The sequence below is a fragment of the Curtobacterium sp. NPDC088465 genome (assembly GCF_044753165.1).
In the GTDB taxonomy this organism is placed as follows: Bacteria; Actinomycetota; Actinomycetes; order Actinomycetales; family Microbacteriaceae; genus Curtobacterium.
Window position 1 is genome coordinate 36,809 of sequence record NZ_JBIVMR010000006.1, and the last position, 14,052, is coordinate 50,860.

The window sequence follows — 14,052 nt, forward strand, 5'->3', positions numbered from 1 at the left end:
GCCCCCGGTTCAGCGCTCGAGCGACGCGAGCGTCGAGCTGAGCCGGTCGCCGAGTGCCGGGGCGAGCGTCGTCGCGAACGTCGCCGTCAGGTGCGTCGGGTCGCGGTGCGTCACGACCCCGCCGATCACCGCGGGGCACGTGGTCCGGTCGCAGTACCAGTCCGTCATGTCGACGTACCGGGCACGGTCCCCGATCGCCGCAACGGCCTGCTCGCTGCCGTCGAAGGCCGCCAGGGCCTGGTCGCGCGGGAGGTCGCAGGCCCCGGTGGTCGGGCCCTGCATCTGCGCGAGGCACGCGATGACGTCGTCGCGCGCGGTCGGGTTGTCGCGGATCGCGATCACCGGGACGCCCGCGTCCGTCGCCGCCCGCCACGCGCCGACGAGACCGTCGACCACGGTCGCGTCGTTGCTGCTGCCGTCGGGGACGATGACCGGGCTCTTGGTCGCCGCGTGCGTCACCACGACGGCGTCGAGCTCGTCGTCGTGCTGCCGGACCCAGTCCACGGCGTTCTGCTTCCAGCCCTGGCAGCTGTCGGTGTAGCCCTGCGTGGGGGCCTGCTGCACGGCCGTCGTGAAGTAGCAGCCGATGTGCCCGGCGACGTCGATGCGCCAGTGTTCCCGCTCGGCGATCGCGCGGTAGGCCGTCATCAGGGCGTTGTTGTGCGAGTCACCGACGGCGAGCAGGTGCTTCCGGTACCCGGTCCTCGGTCCCAGCGCGCAGACGTTGAAGTCGGCCGTCGTGTTCGACCAGCAGTCGCCCGAGTTCGCGTCGTCGTGCTGGGCGGCGGCCGGGGCGGGCACCCGGACGTCGGCGAGGCGCGGGTTGACGCACGGGTCGTCCGAGCCGATGCGCGCGGCCGCGCCGAAGCAGTCGACGTCCCCGCGCGTCAGGCGCTCGGCGAACGCGGCCGCCTGCACCTGCTGGACCTGCACCGCGGCCAGCGTGCCGACGCCGAGCGCGACGACCGCCACCGACGCGACCACGCCGAGCACGGCGACGCGTCGCGGACGGACACGTGCGGAACGGACCCGAGCGCGCAGCGGCTCCTCGACGAGCAGCGTGGACGCCGCGGCGAGGACGAGTGCCCCGACCAGGACCGCCACCTTGCTCGTGGTGCCGAGCGGGTGGCCGAGCACGATCGGCAGCAGGACGACGGCGGGCCAGTGCCACAGGTAGACCGCGTACGACGTCCGGCCGACGAACGCGACCGGCGGGGTCCGGCCGACGACGTCGAGGCCGCTGCGGGCACCGAGGGCGACCACGAGCGCGGCCGACACGACGGGCAGGAGCGCCGCGGTGCCGGGGTAGGGGGTCGTCGGCGTGATCACGAGGACCGACGCGACCAGGCCCGCGACGCCCAGCCACGTGCCTCCCGTCCGGACCGCACGCGACCGACGCGAACGGGCGACGGCGAGCGGGACCGTCGCGACCAACCCGCCGAGCGCGAACTCCCACGCGCGCGTGGCGGTCGAGAAGTAGGCGATGCCGGGCGCGGTCTGCGTCTGCACGATCGACCACGCGAGGGAGAGGACCGCGACCGTGCCGAGCAGGAGGCGTGCCGTGAGGACGGGGTCCCGACGCCGCGCGCGGGCGAGCACGGCGCCGAGCAGCACGAGGAGCACCGGGAGTGCGATGTAGAACTGCTCCTCGACCGAGAGCGACCAGAAGTGCTGGAACGGCGACGGCCGGTTGTCGCTCGCCAGGTAGTCGACCGCGTCGGAGGCGAGCTGCCAGTTCTGCAGGTACACCGTCGACGCGATCAGCTCGCGCCCGTACTGCCCCCACAGCGAGCTCGGGACGAGCAGCAGCACCGCGGCGCCCGTGGCCAGGAGCGTCAGGAACGCGCCGGGCAGCAACCGCCCGGCACGTCGCGCCCAGAAGGCGCCGAGGCGGATGCGCCCCGTCGCGGCCTGTTCGCGCACGAGGTGGCCGGTGATGAGGAAGCCGGAGACGACGAAGAAGACGTCGACCCCGACGAAGCCGCCGGGCAGCCGGTTCGGCCACAGGTGGTACAGCACGACGGCCAGCACGGCGAAGGCGCGCAGGGCCTGCACGTCCCATCGGGTCGACTCGGGGCGGCGCGGCTCGGACATCGCGGGGAGTCTATGCGAGAGCGGATCGTCGATGCCCCGGTCGGCTCCGGCACCACGGGCGGCGCCGAGCGGACGCCGGTCCCCGCCCGGTACGCTCGCGGCATGTTCCTCGGCATCACCAACACGCCACGCGACTACGCCTGGGGTTCCACCAGCGCGATCCCCGAACTCCTCGGCCGCACCGTCACCGGTGCACCGCAGGCGGAGCTCTGGCTCGGCGCGCACGCGGGGAGCCCCAGCGTCGTCGTGAACCCGGCGATGGTGGGCGGTGCCGACACCCTGCGCGACTGGATCGACGCCGAGCCCGAGGCCGCGCTCGGCCCGGACCGCAGCGGCCTGCCGTTCCTGCTGAAGCTCCTCGCGGCGGCGGCACCCCTGTCGCTCCAGGCGCACCCCACGCCCGAGCAGGCCCGCGAGGGCTTCGCGCGCGAGGAGGCGGCGGGGATCCCGCTGGACGACCCGGCGCGCAACTACAAGGACCCGTTCCCCAAGCCCGAGCTCGTCGTCGCCCTCAGTAACCGGTTCGAGGCGCTCAGCGGCTTCCGCCCGGTCGGTGACTCCGTGGCCGAGGTCGAGTCGCTCGACGGCGGGAGCGGACGGCTCGGACCGCTGCTCGCGCACCTCGCGCAGGGGCTCGAGGACACCGTGCGCTGGCTCGAGACCGCCGATGCGTCGGCGCTCGCCGTGGTGCAGGCGGCGTCCGACCTCGCCACCGCCCTGCCGGAGGACGACCGCACCCCGAACGTGCAGACGGTGGTCGACCTGGCCGCCGCGTACCCGGGCGATCCCGGCGTGGTCGTGTCGATGCTCATGCACCGCGTCACGCTCCGGACCGGCGAGGCGATGTACCTGCCCGCGGGCAACGTGCACGCCTACCTCGACGGGCTCGGCATCGAGCTCATGGCGCCGTCGGACAACGTGCTCCGTGGTGGCCTGACGGCGAAGCACGTCGACGTCCCGGAACTCCTGCGGGTGCTCGACTTCACCGCGTACCCGGCACCGGTGCTGACCCCGGAACGCCTCGACCAGGGCGTCGACCGGTTCGCTCCGGACGGGGTCGGGTTCGCGCTGGTCCGCGTCACCGGCGACGGTCGTCCGGTCGGCCTCGGCACCGGCGGTGTGGCACCGCTCTCCGGCCCGAGCATCGCGGTCTGCACCACGGGCGCCGTGACCCTCGTCGGCGCGCGGTCCGCGACCCTGCTCCGCCAGGGGGAGTCCTGCTACGTCACGCCGGACGAGGGCGACGTGACGGTCGAGGCCGACGCCGCGACCGGTCTGACGTCCACGGTCTTCATCGCGACCGGTGCGTGAACACGCAGCGGCCTGCGGCCCGAGGGGACGGTGCCGTCCGCTAGCGTGACGAGCATGAGTTGGCTGGTCACCGGCGGTGCCGGGTACATCGGGTCCCACGTCGTCCGCGCGCTGCGCGCCGCAGGGATCGACACCGTCGCGTTCGACGACCTGTCGAGCGGGTTCCGTGCCTTCGTGCCGGAGGACGTGCCGTTCGTCGAGGGGACGATCCTCGACGGCGACCTGCTGGCCAGCACCCTCCGTGCGCACGCGGTGACCGGCGTCGTGCACGTCGCCGGCTTCAAGTACGCCGGCGTCTCGGTCGAGCGGCCGCTGCACACCTACGAGCAGAACGTCACCGGTACCGCGACCCTGCTCCGGGCGATGGCGGAGAACGGCGTCACCAAGGCCGTGTTCTCGTCGAGCGCCGCGGTCTACGGCACACCCGACGTCGACGTCGTCGTCGAGGACACCCCGAGGGCACCGGAGTCGCCGTACGGCGAGTCCAAGCTCATCGGCGAGTGGCTGCTCCGGGACATGGAGGTCGCCGCCGGGTTCGCCACCACCTCGCTCCGCTACTTCAACGTCGTCGGGTCGGGGGAGCCGGACCTGTACGACGCCAGCCCCCACAACCTGTTCCCGCTCGTGTTCGAGGCGCTGCTCGCCGGCCGGGTGCCGCGCATCAACGGCGACGACTACGACACCCCGGACGGCACCTGCGTCCGCGACTACATCCACGTCGCCGACCTCGCGCACTCGCACGCCGTCGCGGCGCAGAAGCTCGAGGCGGGCGAGCAGCTCGAGCGCGCCTACAACCTCGGCAGCGGGGACGGCGTGAGCGTCCGGCAGATCATGGACGCCATGGCGTCGGGCACCGGGATCGCGTTCGAGCCCGAGGTCGCGCCCCGGCGTCCGGGCGACCCCGCCCGGATCGTCGCGACCGGCGAGGCCGCCGCGCGCGACCTCGACTGGGCGATGCGGCACTCGCTCGACGAGATGGTGTCCAGCGCCTGGGAGGCCCGTCGCCGCGTCGGCTGAGGCCCGGGCACGGCGGTCGGAGTGCGCAGCGTGTCCCCCGATCGCCGGACAGACGGCCTGCGACACGCCCGTACGGGGGACATGACACGCCGCAGCGGTCAGCACCTTCTATGATCCGCGACTTGACGGAACGGAATCACACCGCTGTAATTACAGGCAGCGGCTTCGGTCGTTGCAGGCCGTCGTCGACATGTCAGGGGTGATCAGGGTGAACGGTTCCGACTTCCACGCCGGCGTGCCGGAGGACTGGCACGTCGACCCGGTGTCGCTCGGTGTCCCCGGTGTCCGCCGTGCCGAGGGCGACGAGGAGAACCCGCTGTCGTGGCAGGTCGACTCGCTCTGCGCCCAGACCGACCCCGAGGCGTTCTTCCCCGAGAAGGGCGGCTCCACCCGCGAGGCGAAGAAGATCTGCGGGTCGTGCGAGGTCCGGTCGCAGTGCCTCGAGTACGCGCTCGAGAACGACGAGCGCTTCGGCATCTGGGGCGGCCTCTCCGAACGCGAGCGCCGGAAGCTCCGCCGCCGCGCCTGACGCACCCACCGCGCGCAGCGCGACGGGCGTCGGTCGGCCTGGAGGCGCCTCCCGCCTCCGCCACCCACCGTCCGTTGATGGTGCGCACAGGTTGACGGCGCGCCGCTCTCGCAGACCGGTCCCGCGCCTCCAGACCGTAGAGTGACGCGCGTCATGCAGCCCAGTCCCGCGCAGCCCCGGTCCGCCCAGCCCCGCGTCACCGCGGTCCTCGTGACCGCGAACGGCGGCGAGCACCTCGACCGGACCCTGGACGCCCTCGTCGCCCAGACCCGGCACCCCGACAACCTGGTCGTCGTCGACGTCGGTTCCACCGACGGGTCGACGGCCGAGCTCGCGCTGGGCGGGTCCGCCGGGCTCGTGCGCCTGCCCGCCGGTCGCCCCTTCGGCGAGGCCGTCGCGGCGGGGGAGCGCGAAGCGCCGACCGCCGACGGCGACGACGGGACCGACGCAGCGCCCGACGAGTGGCTGTGGCTGCTCGGACACGACAACGCGCCGGCACCGACCGCACTCGCCGAGATGCTCTCCGCGGTCGAGATCGCGCCGTCCGTCGTGGTCGCCGGGCCGAAGCTCGTCGACACGGACGACCCCGCACGGATCCGTGCGTTCGGGGAGAGCACGACGCGCGCCGGCCGATCGCTGGCCCTCGTGCAGGACGAGCTCGACCAGGGCCAGCACGACCGGCACACCGACGTGATGGGCGTGTCCGCCGCCGGCATGCTCGTGCGCCGCTCGGTCTGGCGCGAACTCCGCGGCTTCGACCCGGCGCTGCCGGACGTCGACGCCGCGCTCGACCTCTGCATCCGTGCGCGCCTCGCCGGACACCGCGTCGCCGTGGTGCCCGAGGCCCGCGTGACGAGTGCCGGACCGATCGAGGAGTTCGGCCGCAAGCGCGTCTCCGAGGGGCGGCGCGTGCGCCTGCACCGCCAGGCGCAACTGCACCGCCGACTGACGTACGCCCCCGCCGGGCTGCTCTGGTTGCACTGGCTGCTGCTCGTGCCGACCGCGCTCGTCCGGGCCGTCGGCCACCTCGTCGCGAAGCACCCCGCCGCGGTCTCCGGCGAACTCGCCGCCGCCCTCGCCGTGGCCTTCGGTGGCGGCGTCCGACGGGCGCGGGCGAACGCCGCGCGGACCCGTCGGGTCGGGTGGGCTGCCATCGAGCCCCTCCGTGTCAGCTGGCGCCGGGTGCACGAGCGACGGACCACCTCGCGTGACGTCGAACTCGCCCGGGTCGAGGACGCCCCGATCGCGCGGGCATCGTTCCTCGGCGACGGCGGCGTGTGGGTCGTGCTCGCGGCGGCCGCGCTCAGCGTGGTGACGCTGTACCCGCTGCTCGGCACCCCCGCGGTCACGGGCGGCGGACTCCTGCCGCTCAGCACCTCGGTCGGGCGGCTGTGGCAGAACGTCGGCTACGGCTGGCACTCGGTCGGGACCGGCTCCACCGGCCCGAGCGACCCGTTCGCCGCCGTGCTCGCCGTGCTCGGCTCGATCACCGCCTGGTCGCCGTCGACCTCGGTCGTGGTCGTGCTCCTGCTCTCGTTCCCGCTCGCCGCGCTCGGCGCCTGGTTCGTGGTCCGCAAGGTCACCACCCGCACCTGGGTGCCCGTCGTCGGTGCCGCGCTGTACACGATCACCCCGACGCTCGTCGGCGCCGTCACGACCGGACACCTCGGGGCCCTCATCGCGCACGTGCTGCTCCCGTGGCTGCTGCTGGCGGTGCTCGAGGCGCACCGCTCGTGGGCATGGGCGTCCGGCGCGTCGCTGCTCTTCGCGGTCGTCGCGGCCTCGGCGCCGTCGCTGCTGCCGGTCCTGCTGGTCGGGTGGGTCGTGTCCCTCGTCGTCGGCTGGCGGCGTGCGCACCGTCGGGTCTTCATCCCGGTCCCCGCCGCCGTGCTCTTCCTGCCGCTCGTCCTGGCGCAGGTCGCCCGCGGCAACCCGCTCGCCGTGTTCGCGGACCCGGGCGTCCCCTCCGCCACGCGCGCCCCCTCGGCGCTCCAGCTCGCGGTCGGGCAGCCGCTGCCGGACTGGAGCGGGTGGCTCCCCGCGACGACGCCCCTCGGGCTCGCGGCGGCGGTCCTGCCCGTCGCGATGGCCGTCCTCGCGCTGCCGGTCGTCATGCTCGCGGTCGGGGCGCTCCTCGGACACCGCTGGGCCGTCGCCGGCGCAGCGCTCGTCCTGGCGCTCCTCGGCTACGCGACGGCCTTCGGTGCGACCCACCTCACCGTCACCGGGGTCGGTTCGACCACGACGATCGTGTGGCCCGGCAGCGCCCTTTCCGTGACGGCGCTCGGCATCGTGCTCGCGGCGTCGATCGGCATCGACGTGCTGCCGCGGACCGCTCCGGTCACCGCACTCGTCGCGGCGGTGTTCGCCGGGGTCGCGGTCACCCCCGCCTTCGCCGCGTCCACCCTCGGTGACACGCTCCTGCAGCCGACCACCGGACGGGTCCTGAGCGCCTACGTGAACGCCGAGGCCCAGGCCAACCCGGACGTCGGCACGCTCGTGGTCGACCCGCAGACCGACGGCTCCCTCGCGGTGTCGCTCGAACGCGGCCAGGGCTCGACGCTCGACGACCAGACGACGCTCGACTCCACCGCGCTCCGCCTCAGCAGGTCGGGCGCGCAGCTGGCCACACTCGCCGGGAACCTCGCCAGCCGCAGCGGGTACGACCCCGAACCCGCGCTCCGCGAGCTCGGCATCTCGTTCGTGCTGCTCGACGACGCACCGGACGCCGACGCGGCGCAGCAGGTGCACGACCGTGCGGCCGGAGCGATCGGCCAGGACGCCCGGTTCACGAGCATCGGCGAGACCACCTCCGGCCGGCTCTTCCACTACGAGGGCGACGTCGACCGGGTGTCCACCGGTTCGGCCGCGACCCAGGCGACGCACGTGCTGTACCTGATCGTGCTCGGCGTGGTCTTCGGCGCAGCGGCCCTGCTCGCCGTCCCGACCGCACCGCGTCGCCGCCGTGCCACCTCGAACGTCATCGAGGCCGAGGAACCAGCCACCACCTTCGACGAGGAGCGCGACGAATGAGCACCGAGCACCGGTCCGTCCGACGGTGGGTCGTCCGCGGCACCGCGACCGCGGTCGCCGTGGTCGTCGCCGCCGGCGCCGTGACGGCCGCGCACGCGATCGGCACCGAGAGCACCGCGCTCCGCCCGGCCGGTCGACTCGTCACACCGGTGCCCGCCGACGCCGAGCGTGTGTGCGCCGGCAGCGCGCTGCGGCTCTCGGACGAGTCCGGGAACGACGCGACGACGGCCAGCACCGTCGGGTCGTCGGAGGTCGCGACCGGCACCACCGGCAGCACCGTCGACCGGTCGACCCTCGGCTCGTCGACCACCGGCGGCAGCGACCCCCAGCTCCTCACCGCGCCCGCCGGTGACAGCACGCCGCAGGTCGCCGGCAGCACCTCGCAGAGCGTGTCGTCGGGGGACCTCGTCGGCTTCGGCGCGGCGTCCTGCGACGACCCCGGCCAGTCGACCTGGCTGGTCGGCGGCTCCACCGAGACCGGCCGGACCAGCCTCATCACGCTGTCGAACCCGACGGACGTCAACGCCACCGTGGACCTCGACGTGTTCGACGCCTCCGGTACCGTGCAGGCGCCCGGGACCACCGGCATCGTGGTCGCACCGAACACGCAGAAGGTCGTGCCGCTGTCCGGTTTCGTCGCCGACCAGGGGTCGACGGTCGTGCACGTGACCTCGTCCGGCGGGCAGATCGTCGCGCACATGCAGGAGAGCATCGTGCGGACGCTGACCCCGGGCGGCTACGACGTCGTCTCCGGCGGCGCCGCACCGGCGCGGACGCAGGTGATCCCCGCGGTCGTGCTGAGCGGCGCCGAGGAGGCGCAGCGCGGGGACGACACCGAGGACGCCACCCCGGTGCTCCGCCTGTTCGTCCCCGGCGACCGCGCTGCACGCGTGACCGTCGGCATCACGACGGCGGACGGCGGCGGTTCGACGGTGAACGCGACCGCTGAGCCCGGGGTCGTCACCGACGTCGCCCTCGACGACTTCCCGGACGGGCGGTACTCGCTCACGGTGACGTCGACGGAGCCGCTCGTCGCGGGGGCCCGCACCACGAAGCCGACCGACGACGGTCGGACCGACCTCGGCTGGTTCGCGTCCGCGGAGCCCCTCGGCGACCGTGTCGTGACCGCGGTCGCGCCCGGCGGCGGGTCGCGGATGAACCTCGTCAACCCGACGCGGTCGGACGCGACGGTGACGATCACCTCGGGGGACCGTGAGCAGGAGGTGGACGTCGCCTCGGGCAGCACGGCCACCGTGCAGGTCCCCGTGTCGACGCAGCTCGAGCTCACCGGCGCCGAGGGGCTCGTCGCGGGCGTCAGCTACGACGCGGACGACGGCATCGCCGGCTTCCCGGTTCGGCCGGCGACGGAGGTCTCGACCCCGGTGCGCGTCTACCCCTGACGCCGGGGCCCGTCGGTCAGCGGTGGCGGTGCCCGTCCGGCGCGTCGTCCGTGTCGGTCACCGGTGGCGGTACCGGTCGAGTGCCGGGTCCGGCCGTGGGTGCTGGTCCGTGTCGGTCACCGGTGGCGGTACCGGTCGGGTGCCGGGTCCGGCCGTGGGTGCTGGTCCGTGTCGGTCACCGGTGGCGGTACCGGTCGGGTGCCGGGTCCGGCCGTGGGTGCTGTTCCCTGTCGGTCACCAGTGGCGGTACCGGTCGGGCGCCAGGTCCCACGGGTCCTTGTCGATGAGCTCGCCGACCGCACGGAACACCGCGGTCTCGATGATCACGCGGCGGTCCGTGTCGTCCTTCTCCGGACTCCGGGTGACCCGCTCGACGGGGATCCGGAACAGCGTCACGCGCCGGTCGCCGCGGTCGACCCGCCAGCGGGGGAGGCGGTCCGGCAGCGTCTGGTCGGTCGGCATGTCGGCCACCTGGAACACCACCCCGGCGAGCTCGTCCGGCCAGAGCCCCACCAGGTAGTGGGCGGTGTCGCCGACGATGCGGTCGAACGTCTCGGCGCGCGTGATGACGGGCGCGAGCTCCGGTCCGGTGACACTCGACCGGCCACCGCGTCCGTGCCGTGACCGACCACGGGCGCGGTCGACGGGGGTGACGGTGGGGTGCTTCCGACGCATCCCGCCATCGTACGCGGCGAGGGCGTGGCCGACCCCGGCGACGGCCCTCGGCAGGCCGTCGCGGTGGTCCGCCCGGTAGGGTCGGTGCCGGTATGGACGTACGGATCTGCAGCAAGGTCGCCTGTGGCGCGAGCGCCTCGGCGACCCTGACGTACGACTACGGCGACTCCATGGTCGTCGTCGGGCCCCTCTCCACCCGTGTCGAGCCGCACGGGTACGACCTCTGCGCCCGCCACGCGGCCCGCCTGCGCGTGCCCCGCGGCTGGGACGTCGTGCGGCGCGAACCGATCCGGCGGGACGCAGCGCCCGCCGACTGAGGCCGCGCACCGCGGTCCCGGTGGCCCACGCCGCCGACCGACGGCCGCCGCGTGCGTCGGTTCCGGTGGCCCGCCCACCGGAGGTGAGCCGGTCCGTCCAGCGTCTCCCGGTGCGGCCTGGAGGCCCGCCCGACGTCCGTGACGTCGTCTGACGGTCCGCGCCTCCCGGCGTGCCAGACTGACGCCATGTCGACCGAGACCCGCACCGCCGCCCCGTTCCGCGTCGCCGACCTCGCCCTCGCCGAGGCGGGTCGCCACCAGATCCGCCTGGCCGAGAACGAGATGCCGGGCCTGATGGCCCTGCGTCAGGAGTTCGGGCCGTCGCAGCCGCTCGCCGGTGCGCGGATCGCCGGGTCCCTGCACATGACCGTGCAGACCGCGGTCCTCATCGAGACCCTCGTGGCCCTCGGCGCGCAGGTCCGTTGGGCGAGCTGCAACATCTTCTCCACGCAGGACGAGGCCGCCGCGGCGGTCGCTGTGGGGCCGACGGGGACCCCGGCGTCACCCGCGGGCGTCCCGGTGTTCGCGTGGAAGGGCGAGACGCTCGACGAGTACTGGTGGTGCACCGACCGCATCTTCGACTGGAGCGTCGAGGCCGCTGCCGCGGGGGAGTCGTGGACGGGGCCGAACCTCATCCTCGACGACGGCGGGGACGCGACGATGCTCCTGCACACCGGTGCGGACGCCGAGGCCGCCGGACGTGCTCCGGAGCCGGGGGCCGACGCGAGCGCCGAGTGGCGGATCGTGCTCGCGACCGTCGCCGCGTCGCTCGAGCGCTCCACCGACCGCTGGACCCGCATCGCGGCCGAGGTGCAGGGCGTCACCGAGGAGACCACCACGGGCGTGCACCGGTTGTACGAGCTCGCTCGGAAGGGCGAGCTGCGCTTCCCGGCGATCAACGTCAACGACTCGGTGACGAAGTCCAAGTTCGACAACAAGTACGGCATCCGGCACTCGCTGCCCGACGGGCTCAACCGGGCCACCGACGTGCTCATCGGCGGCAAGGTCGCCTTCGTCGTGGGCTACGGAGACGTCGGCAAGGGCGCCGCCGAGGCGCTCCGCGGCCAGGGCGCCCGGGTCGTCGTGTCCGAGGTCGACCCGATCTGCGCACTGCAGGCGGCGATGGACGGCTACCAGGTCGCCCGGCTGGCGGACGTCGCCGGCGAGGTCGACATCGTGGTGACCTGCACCGGCAACCTCGGCGTCGTCGGGGTCGACGAGGTGCTCGCGCTGAAGCACCTGGCGGTCGTCGCGAACGTCGGACACTTCGACAACGAGATCGACATGGCGGGGCTCGAGGCGCTGCCGGGGGTCGAGAAGGTCGAGATCAAGCCGCAGGTGCACGAGTGGCGGCTGCCGAACGGCCGCTCGGTCCTGGTGCTGAGCGAGGGACGGCTGATGAACCTCGGCAACGCGACGGGGCACCCCTCGTTCGTGATGAGCAACTCGTTCACGAACCAGGTCCTGGCGCAGATCGAACTGCACACGAGGCGCGAGGAGTACCCGACGGGGGTCTCCGTGCTGCCGAAGCACCTGGACGAGAAGGTCGCGCGCCTGCACCTCGACGCCCTCGGGGTCCGGCTCACCGAGCTCCGGCCGGAGCAGGCCGCCTACATCGGTGTGCCCGTCGAGGGCCCCTACAAGCCGGACCACTACCGGTACTGACCGCGCCGGCGCCGCGCTGCTGCGCGGCTCCCGTCGCCGCGCGGGGCGGCGCCAGCGCCTCAGCGCGGGAAGCCCGGCGGCCGCGCCCCGGCGACGGCCGCCGCACCGTCGAGCAGTGCTGCCCGCGCCCGCAGCGCCCGCACGTCGCGCTCCCGCCGCACCGCGACGACGCCCGCGAGGAACACCTCGGGGTGGACGTCCGGCACCGGGGAGGCGTGCTCCGCGACCGCCGCCGCGAGCATCCGCGCGGCGGTCTCGCGCGCTTCCGGCCGCAGGTCGGCCGCCGACCGGAAGAAGGCCCCGAGGCGGTCCTCGAGCCGCTGCGGCAGCGCCGACACGTCCGCCACCGCTGCCCACGGCACGAGTTCGACCGGCAGCAGGACCTCCACGTCGCGCCGACGTGCGCCGCGTTCGTGCTGCACGAAGGTGCCGGCGAGCAGGTCGCCGAGGCGTCTGGGGCGCGAGCCGAACAGCGCCACGACGAACGCGACGGAGCCCAGGGTGGACCAGAGCTCGAGCAGCCCGACCAGTGCGCGGGTGAAGGCGTGCCGGAACCCGATCGCGCCTCCGTCGACCCGCACCACCCGGGTCCCGGCGGCGTACCGTCCGACGCTCTTGCCCCGCGTGACGGTCTCGACCCCGGCCGGGACGAGCACGAGCACCGTCACCGCGGCCCCGATGCCGAGGGGGAACAGCCACACGGTGTCGGCGCCGGGCGGCCACACCCTCGCGAGCCCGAACAGCAGCATGGCGAGCAGCGCCACGAGGCAGACCCCGTCGAGCAGCGCCGCCGCGAGTCGCAGCACGATGCCGGCCGGCTGCACGTCGAGCGCGACGGCCTCGCCGACGACGAGCTCGTCGGCGGTCTCGTCGAGCGTCCCGCCGAAGCGGGCGTCGGACAGGTCGCGTGGCACGCGCGTCTTCCCCATGGGATCATTCTGTCGTGAGCGGGTCCCCTCGGGGGCCCGGTGTGCGCGATCGGGGGAGGCACGTGGACCTGGAGGCCTACAGCGCGGTGCACGGCGACCGCTGGGACGAGGTCGACCGGCTCGCCCGCGCCCGACACGGGTCGGGCGCGGACGCGGACCGGCTGGTCAGCGGCTACCAGGAGGTCGCGACCGACCTCGCGCGGGTCCGCGGCGTCGCGCCCGGCTCCGCGGTGGGGGACCGCCTGTCCCGCACCGTGTTCCGCGCACGACTGCGCTTCACGGGCACGCCGGTCGACCCCCTGACCGCCGTCACGACGTTCTTCGCGCGGCACCTCCCGGCGGCGCTGTACCGCATCCGCTGGGTCACGGTCTGGGTCGCGGCGGCAACGGTCGCGATCACGGCGATCGTGGCCGTGTGGATCGCGTCGACCCCGGGAGCGGTCACGACGTTCGGCACGCCGGAGGCCCTGCGGCAGTACGCGACGGAGGACTTCCAGGCGTACTACTCCGACCACGGCCTGGGGGCGTTCACCGCGCAGGTGTGGTCGAACAACGCCTTCATCGCGGCACGCATGGTGGCCTTCGGCATCACGGGGCTCTACGTCCCGGTGTCGATCGTGCAGAACGCGGTGAGCCTCGGCGTCTCCGCGGCGATCATGCACTCGCAGGGGCGGCTCGGCGACTTCTTCCTCTGGATCGCTCCGCACGGTCAGCTCGAGCTGTACTCGGTCTTCCTCGCCGGTGCCGCCGGCCTGATGATCTGCTGGTCGTGGATCGCCCCCGGTGCGCGCACGCGGGCGCAGGCCCTGGCGGAGGACGGTCGAGCCCTCCTCACGGTCGCGGTCGGTCTCGCGCTCACCCTGCTCCTCTCCGGGCTGGTCGAGGGCGTGGTGACCCGCCAGGACTGGCCGTGGCCGGTGAAGATCGGGATCGGCACGGTCGCACTGGCCGCGGTGCTCTGGTACCAGTGGGTGGTCGGCGGCCGTGCGTTCCGCGCGGGTGAGCGCGGTGACGTCGAGGAGTTCGAGCGCGGCGCGACGGCGCTCACCGCGGGCTGAGCCGAGGGCTGCGCCGTGGGTCGT

General features: G+C 74.1%; 11 protein-coding genes. 8 read left to right on the forward strand and 3 right to left on the reverse strand.

The genetic code is table 11. The features are described 5' to 3' along the window. Positions 1 to 9: 9 nt before the first annotated feature. Positions 10 to 2,094: an acyltransferase family protein gene (locus tag ACIP6W_RS15695; RefSeq protein ID WP_209685202.1), complete on the reverse strand. Its 2,085-nt coding sequence runs from the start codon at positions 2,092 to 2,094 to the stop codon at positions 10 to 12. 102 nt (positions 2,095 to 2,196) lie between these two features. Between ACIP6W_RS15695 and manA the strand changes: the two genes are divergently transcribed. The 5 genes from manA (at position 2,197) to ACIP6W_RS15720 (ending at position 9,384) form a co-directional block, all read left to right on the forward strand. Then, complete coding sequence (gene manA, locus ACIP6W_RS15700) at positions 2,197 to 3,405, forward strand: mannose-6-phosphate isomerase, class I (RefSeq protein ID WP_400430389.1); 1,209 nt, start codon at positions 2,197 to 2,199, stop codon at positions 3,403 to 3,405. 54 nt (positions 3,406 to 3,459) lie between these two features. Further along, on the forward strand, positions 3,460 to 4,422 hold the full coding sequence (gene galE, locus ACIP6W_RS15705) for a UDP-glucose 4-epimerase GalE (RefSeq protein WP_400430391.1): 963 nt from the start codon (positions 3,460 to 3,462) through the stop codon (positions 4,420 to 4,422). Between the two features lie 190 nt (positions 4,423 to 4,612). Then, positions 4,613 to 4,951 carry a WhiB family transcriptional regulator gene (locus ACIP6W_RS15710; protein ID WP_081985311.1) on the forward strand — a complete coding sequence of 113 codons (339 nt, stop codon included), beginning with the start codon at positions 4,613 to 4,615 and terminating at the stop codon, positions 4,949 to 4,951. 153 nt (positions 4,952 to 5,104) lie between these two features. Continuing rightward, complete coding sequence (locus ACIP6W_RS15715; protein WP_400430393.1) at positions 5,105 to 7,984, forward strand: glycosyltransferase; 2,880 nt, start codon at positions 5,105 to 5,107, stop codon at positions 7,982 to 7,984. Then, positions 7,981 to 9,384, forward strand: coding sequence for a DUF5719 family protein (locus tag ACIP6W_RS15720; RefSeq protein ID WP_066654999.1), 1,404 nt, complete (start codon positions 7,981 to 7,983; stop codon positions 9,382 to 9,384). The genes ACIP6W_RS15715 and ACIP6W_RS15720 overlap by 4 nt, the downstream gene beginning before the upstream one ends. 234 nt (positions 9,385 to 9,618) lie before the next feature. On the opposite strand, the gene ACIP6W_RS15725 is transcribed toward ACIP6W_RS15720, so the two are convergent. Further along, positions 9,619 to 10,059 (reverse strand): metallopeptidase family protein, encoded by a 441-nt coding sequence (locus ACIP6W_RS15725; protein WP_066654996.1) that lies wholly within the window; start codon positions 10,057 to 10,059, stop codon positions 9,619 to 9,621. 92 nt (positions 10,060 to 10,151) lie between these two features. On the opposite strand from ACIP6W_RS15725, the gene ACIP6W_RS15730 reads away from it, so the two are divergent. Beyond that, a complete protein-coding gene (locus tag ACIP6W_RS15730; RefSeq protein ID WP_066654995.1) occupies positions 10,152 to 10,376 on the forward strand; it encodes a DUF3499 family protein in 225 nt (74 codons plus the stop codon). Between the two features lie 186 nt (positions 10,377 to 10,562). Then, positions 10,563 to 12,041 (forward strand): adenosylhomocysteinase, encoded by a 1,479-nt coding sequence (ahcY, locus tag ACIP6W_RS15735; RefSeq protein ID WP_209685210.1) that lies wholly within the window; start codon positions 10,563 to 10,565, stop codon positions 12,039 to 12,041. Between the two features lie 59 nt (positions 12,042 to 12,100). Here the strand turns inward: ahcY and ACIP6W_RS15740 are convergent, their stop codons facing one another. After that, positions 12,101 to 12,970, reverse strand: coding sequence for an RDD family protein (locus ACIP6W_RS15740; RefSeq protein WP_400430395.1), 870 nt, complete (start codon positions 12,968 to 12,970; stop codon positions 12,101 to 12,103). Between the two features lie 62 nt (positions 12,971 to 13,032). On the opposite strand from ACIP6W_RS15740, the gene ACIP6W_RS15745 reads away from it, so the two are divergent. Continuing rightward, positions 13,033 to 14,028 carry a stage II sporulation protein M gene (locus ACIP6W_RS15745; protein WP_311206435.1) on the forward strand — a complete coding sequence of 332 codons (996 nt, stop codon included), beginning with the start codon at positions 13,033 to 13,035 and terminating at the stop codon, positions 14,026 to 14,028. The last annotated feature ends 24 nt before the right edge of the window (positions 14,029 to 14,052 follow it).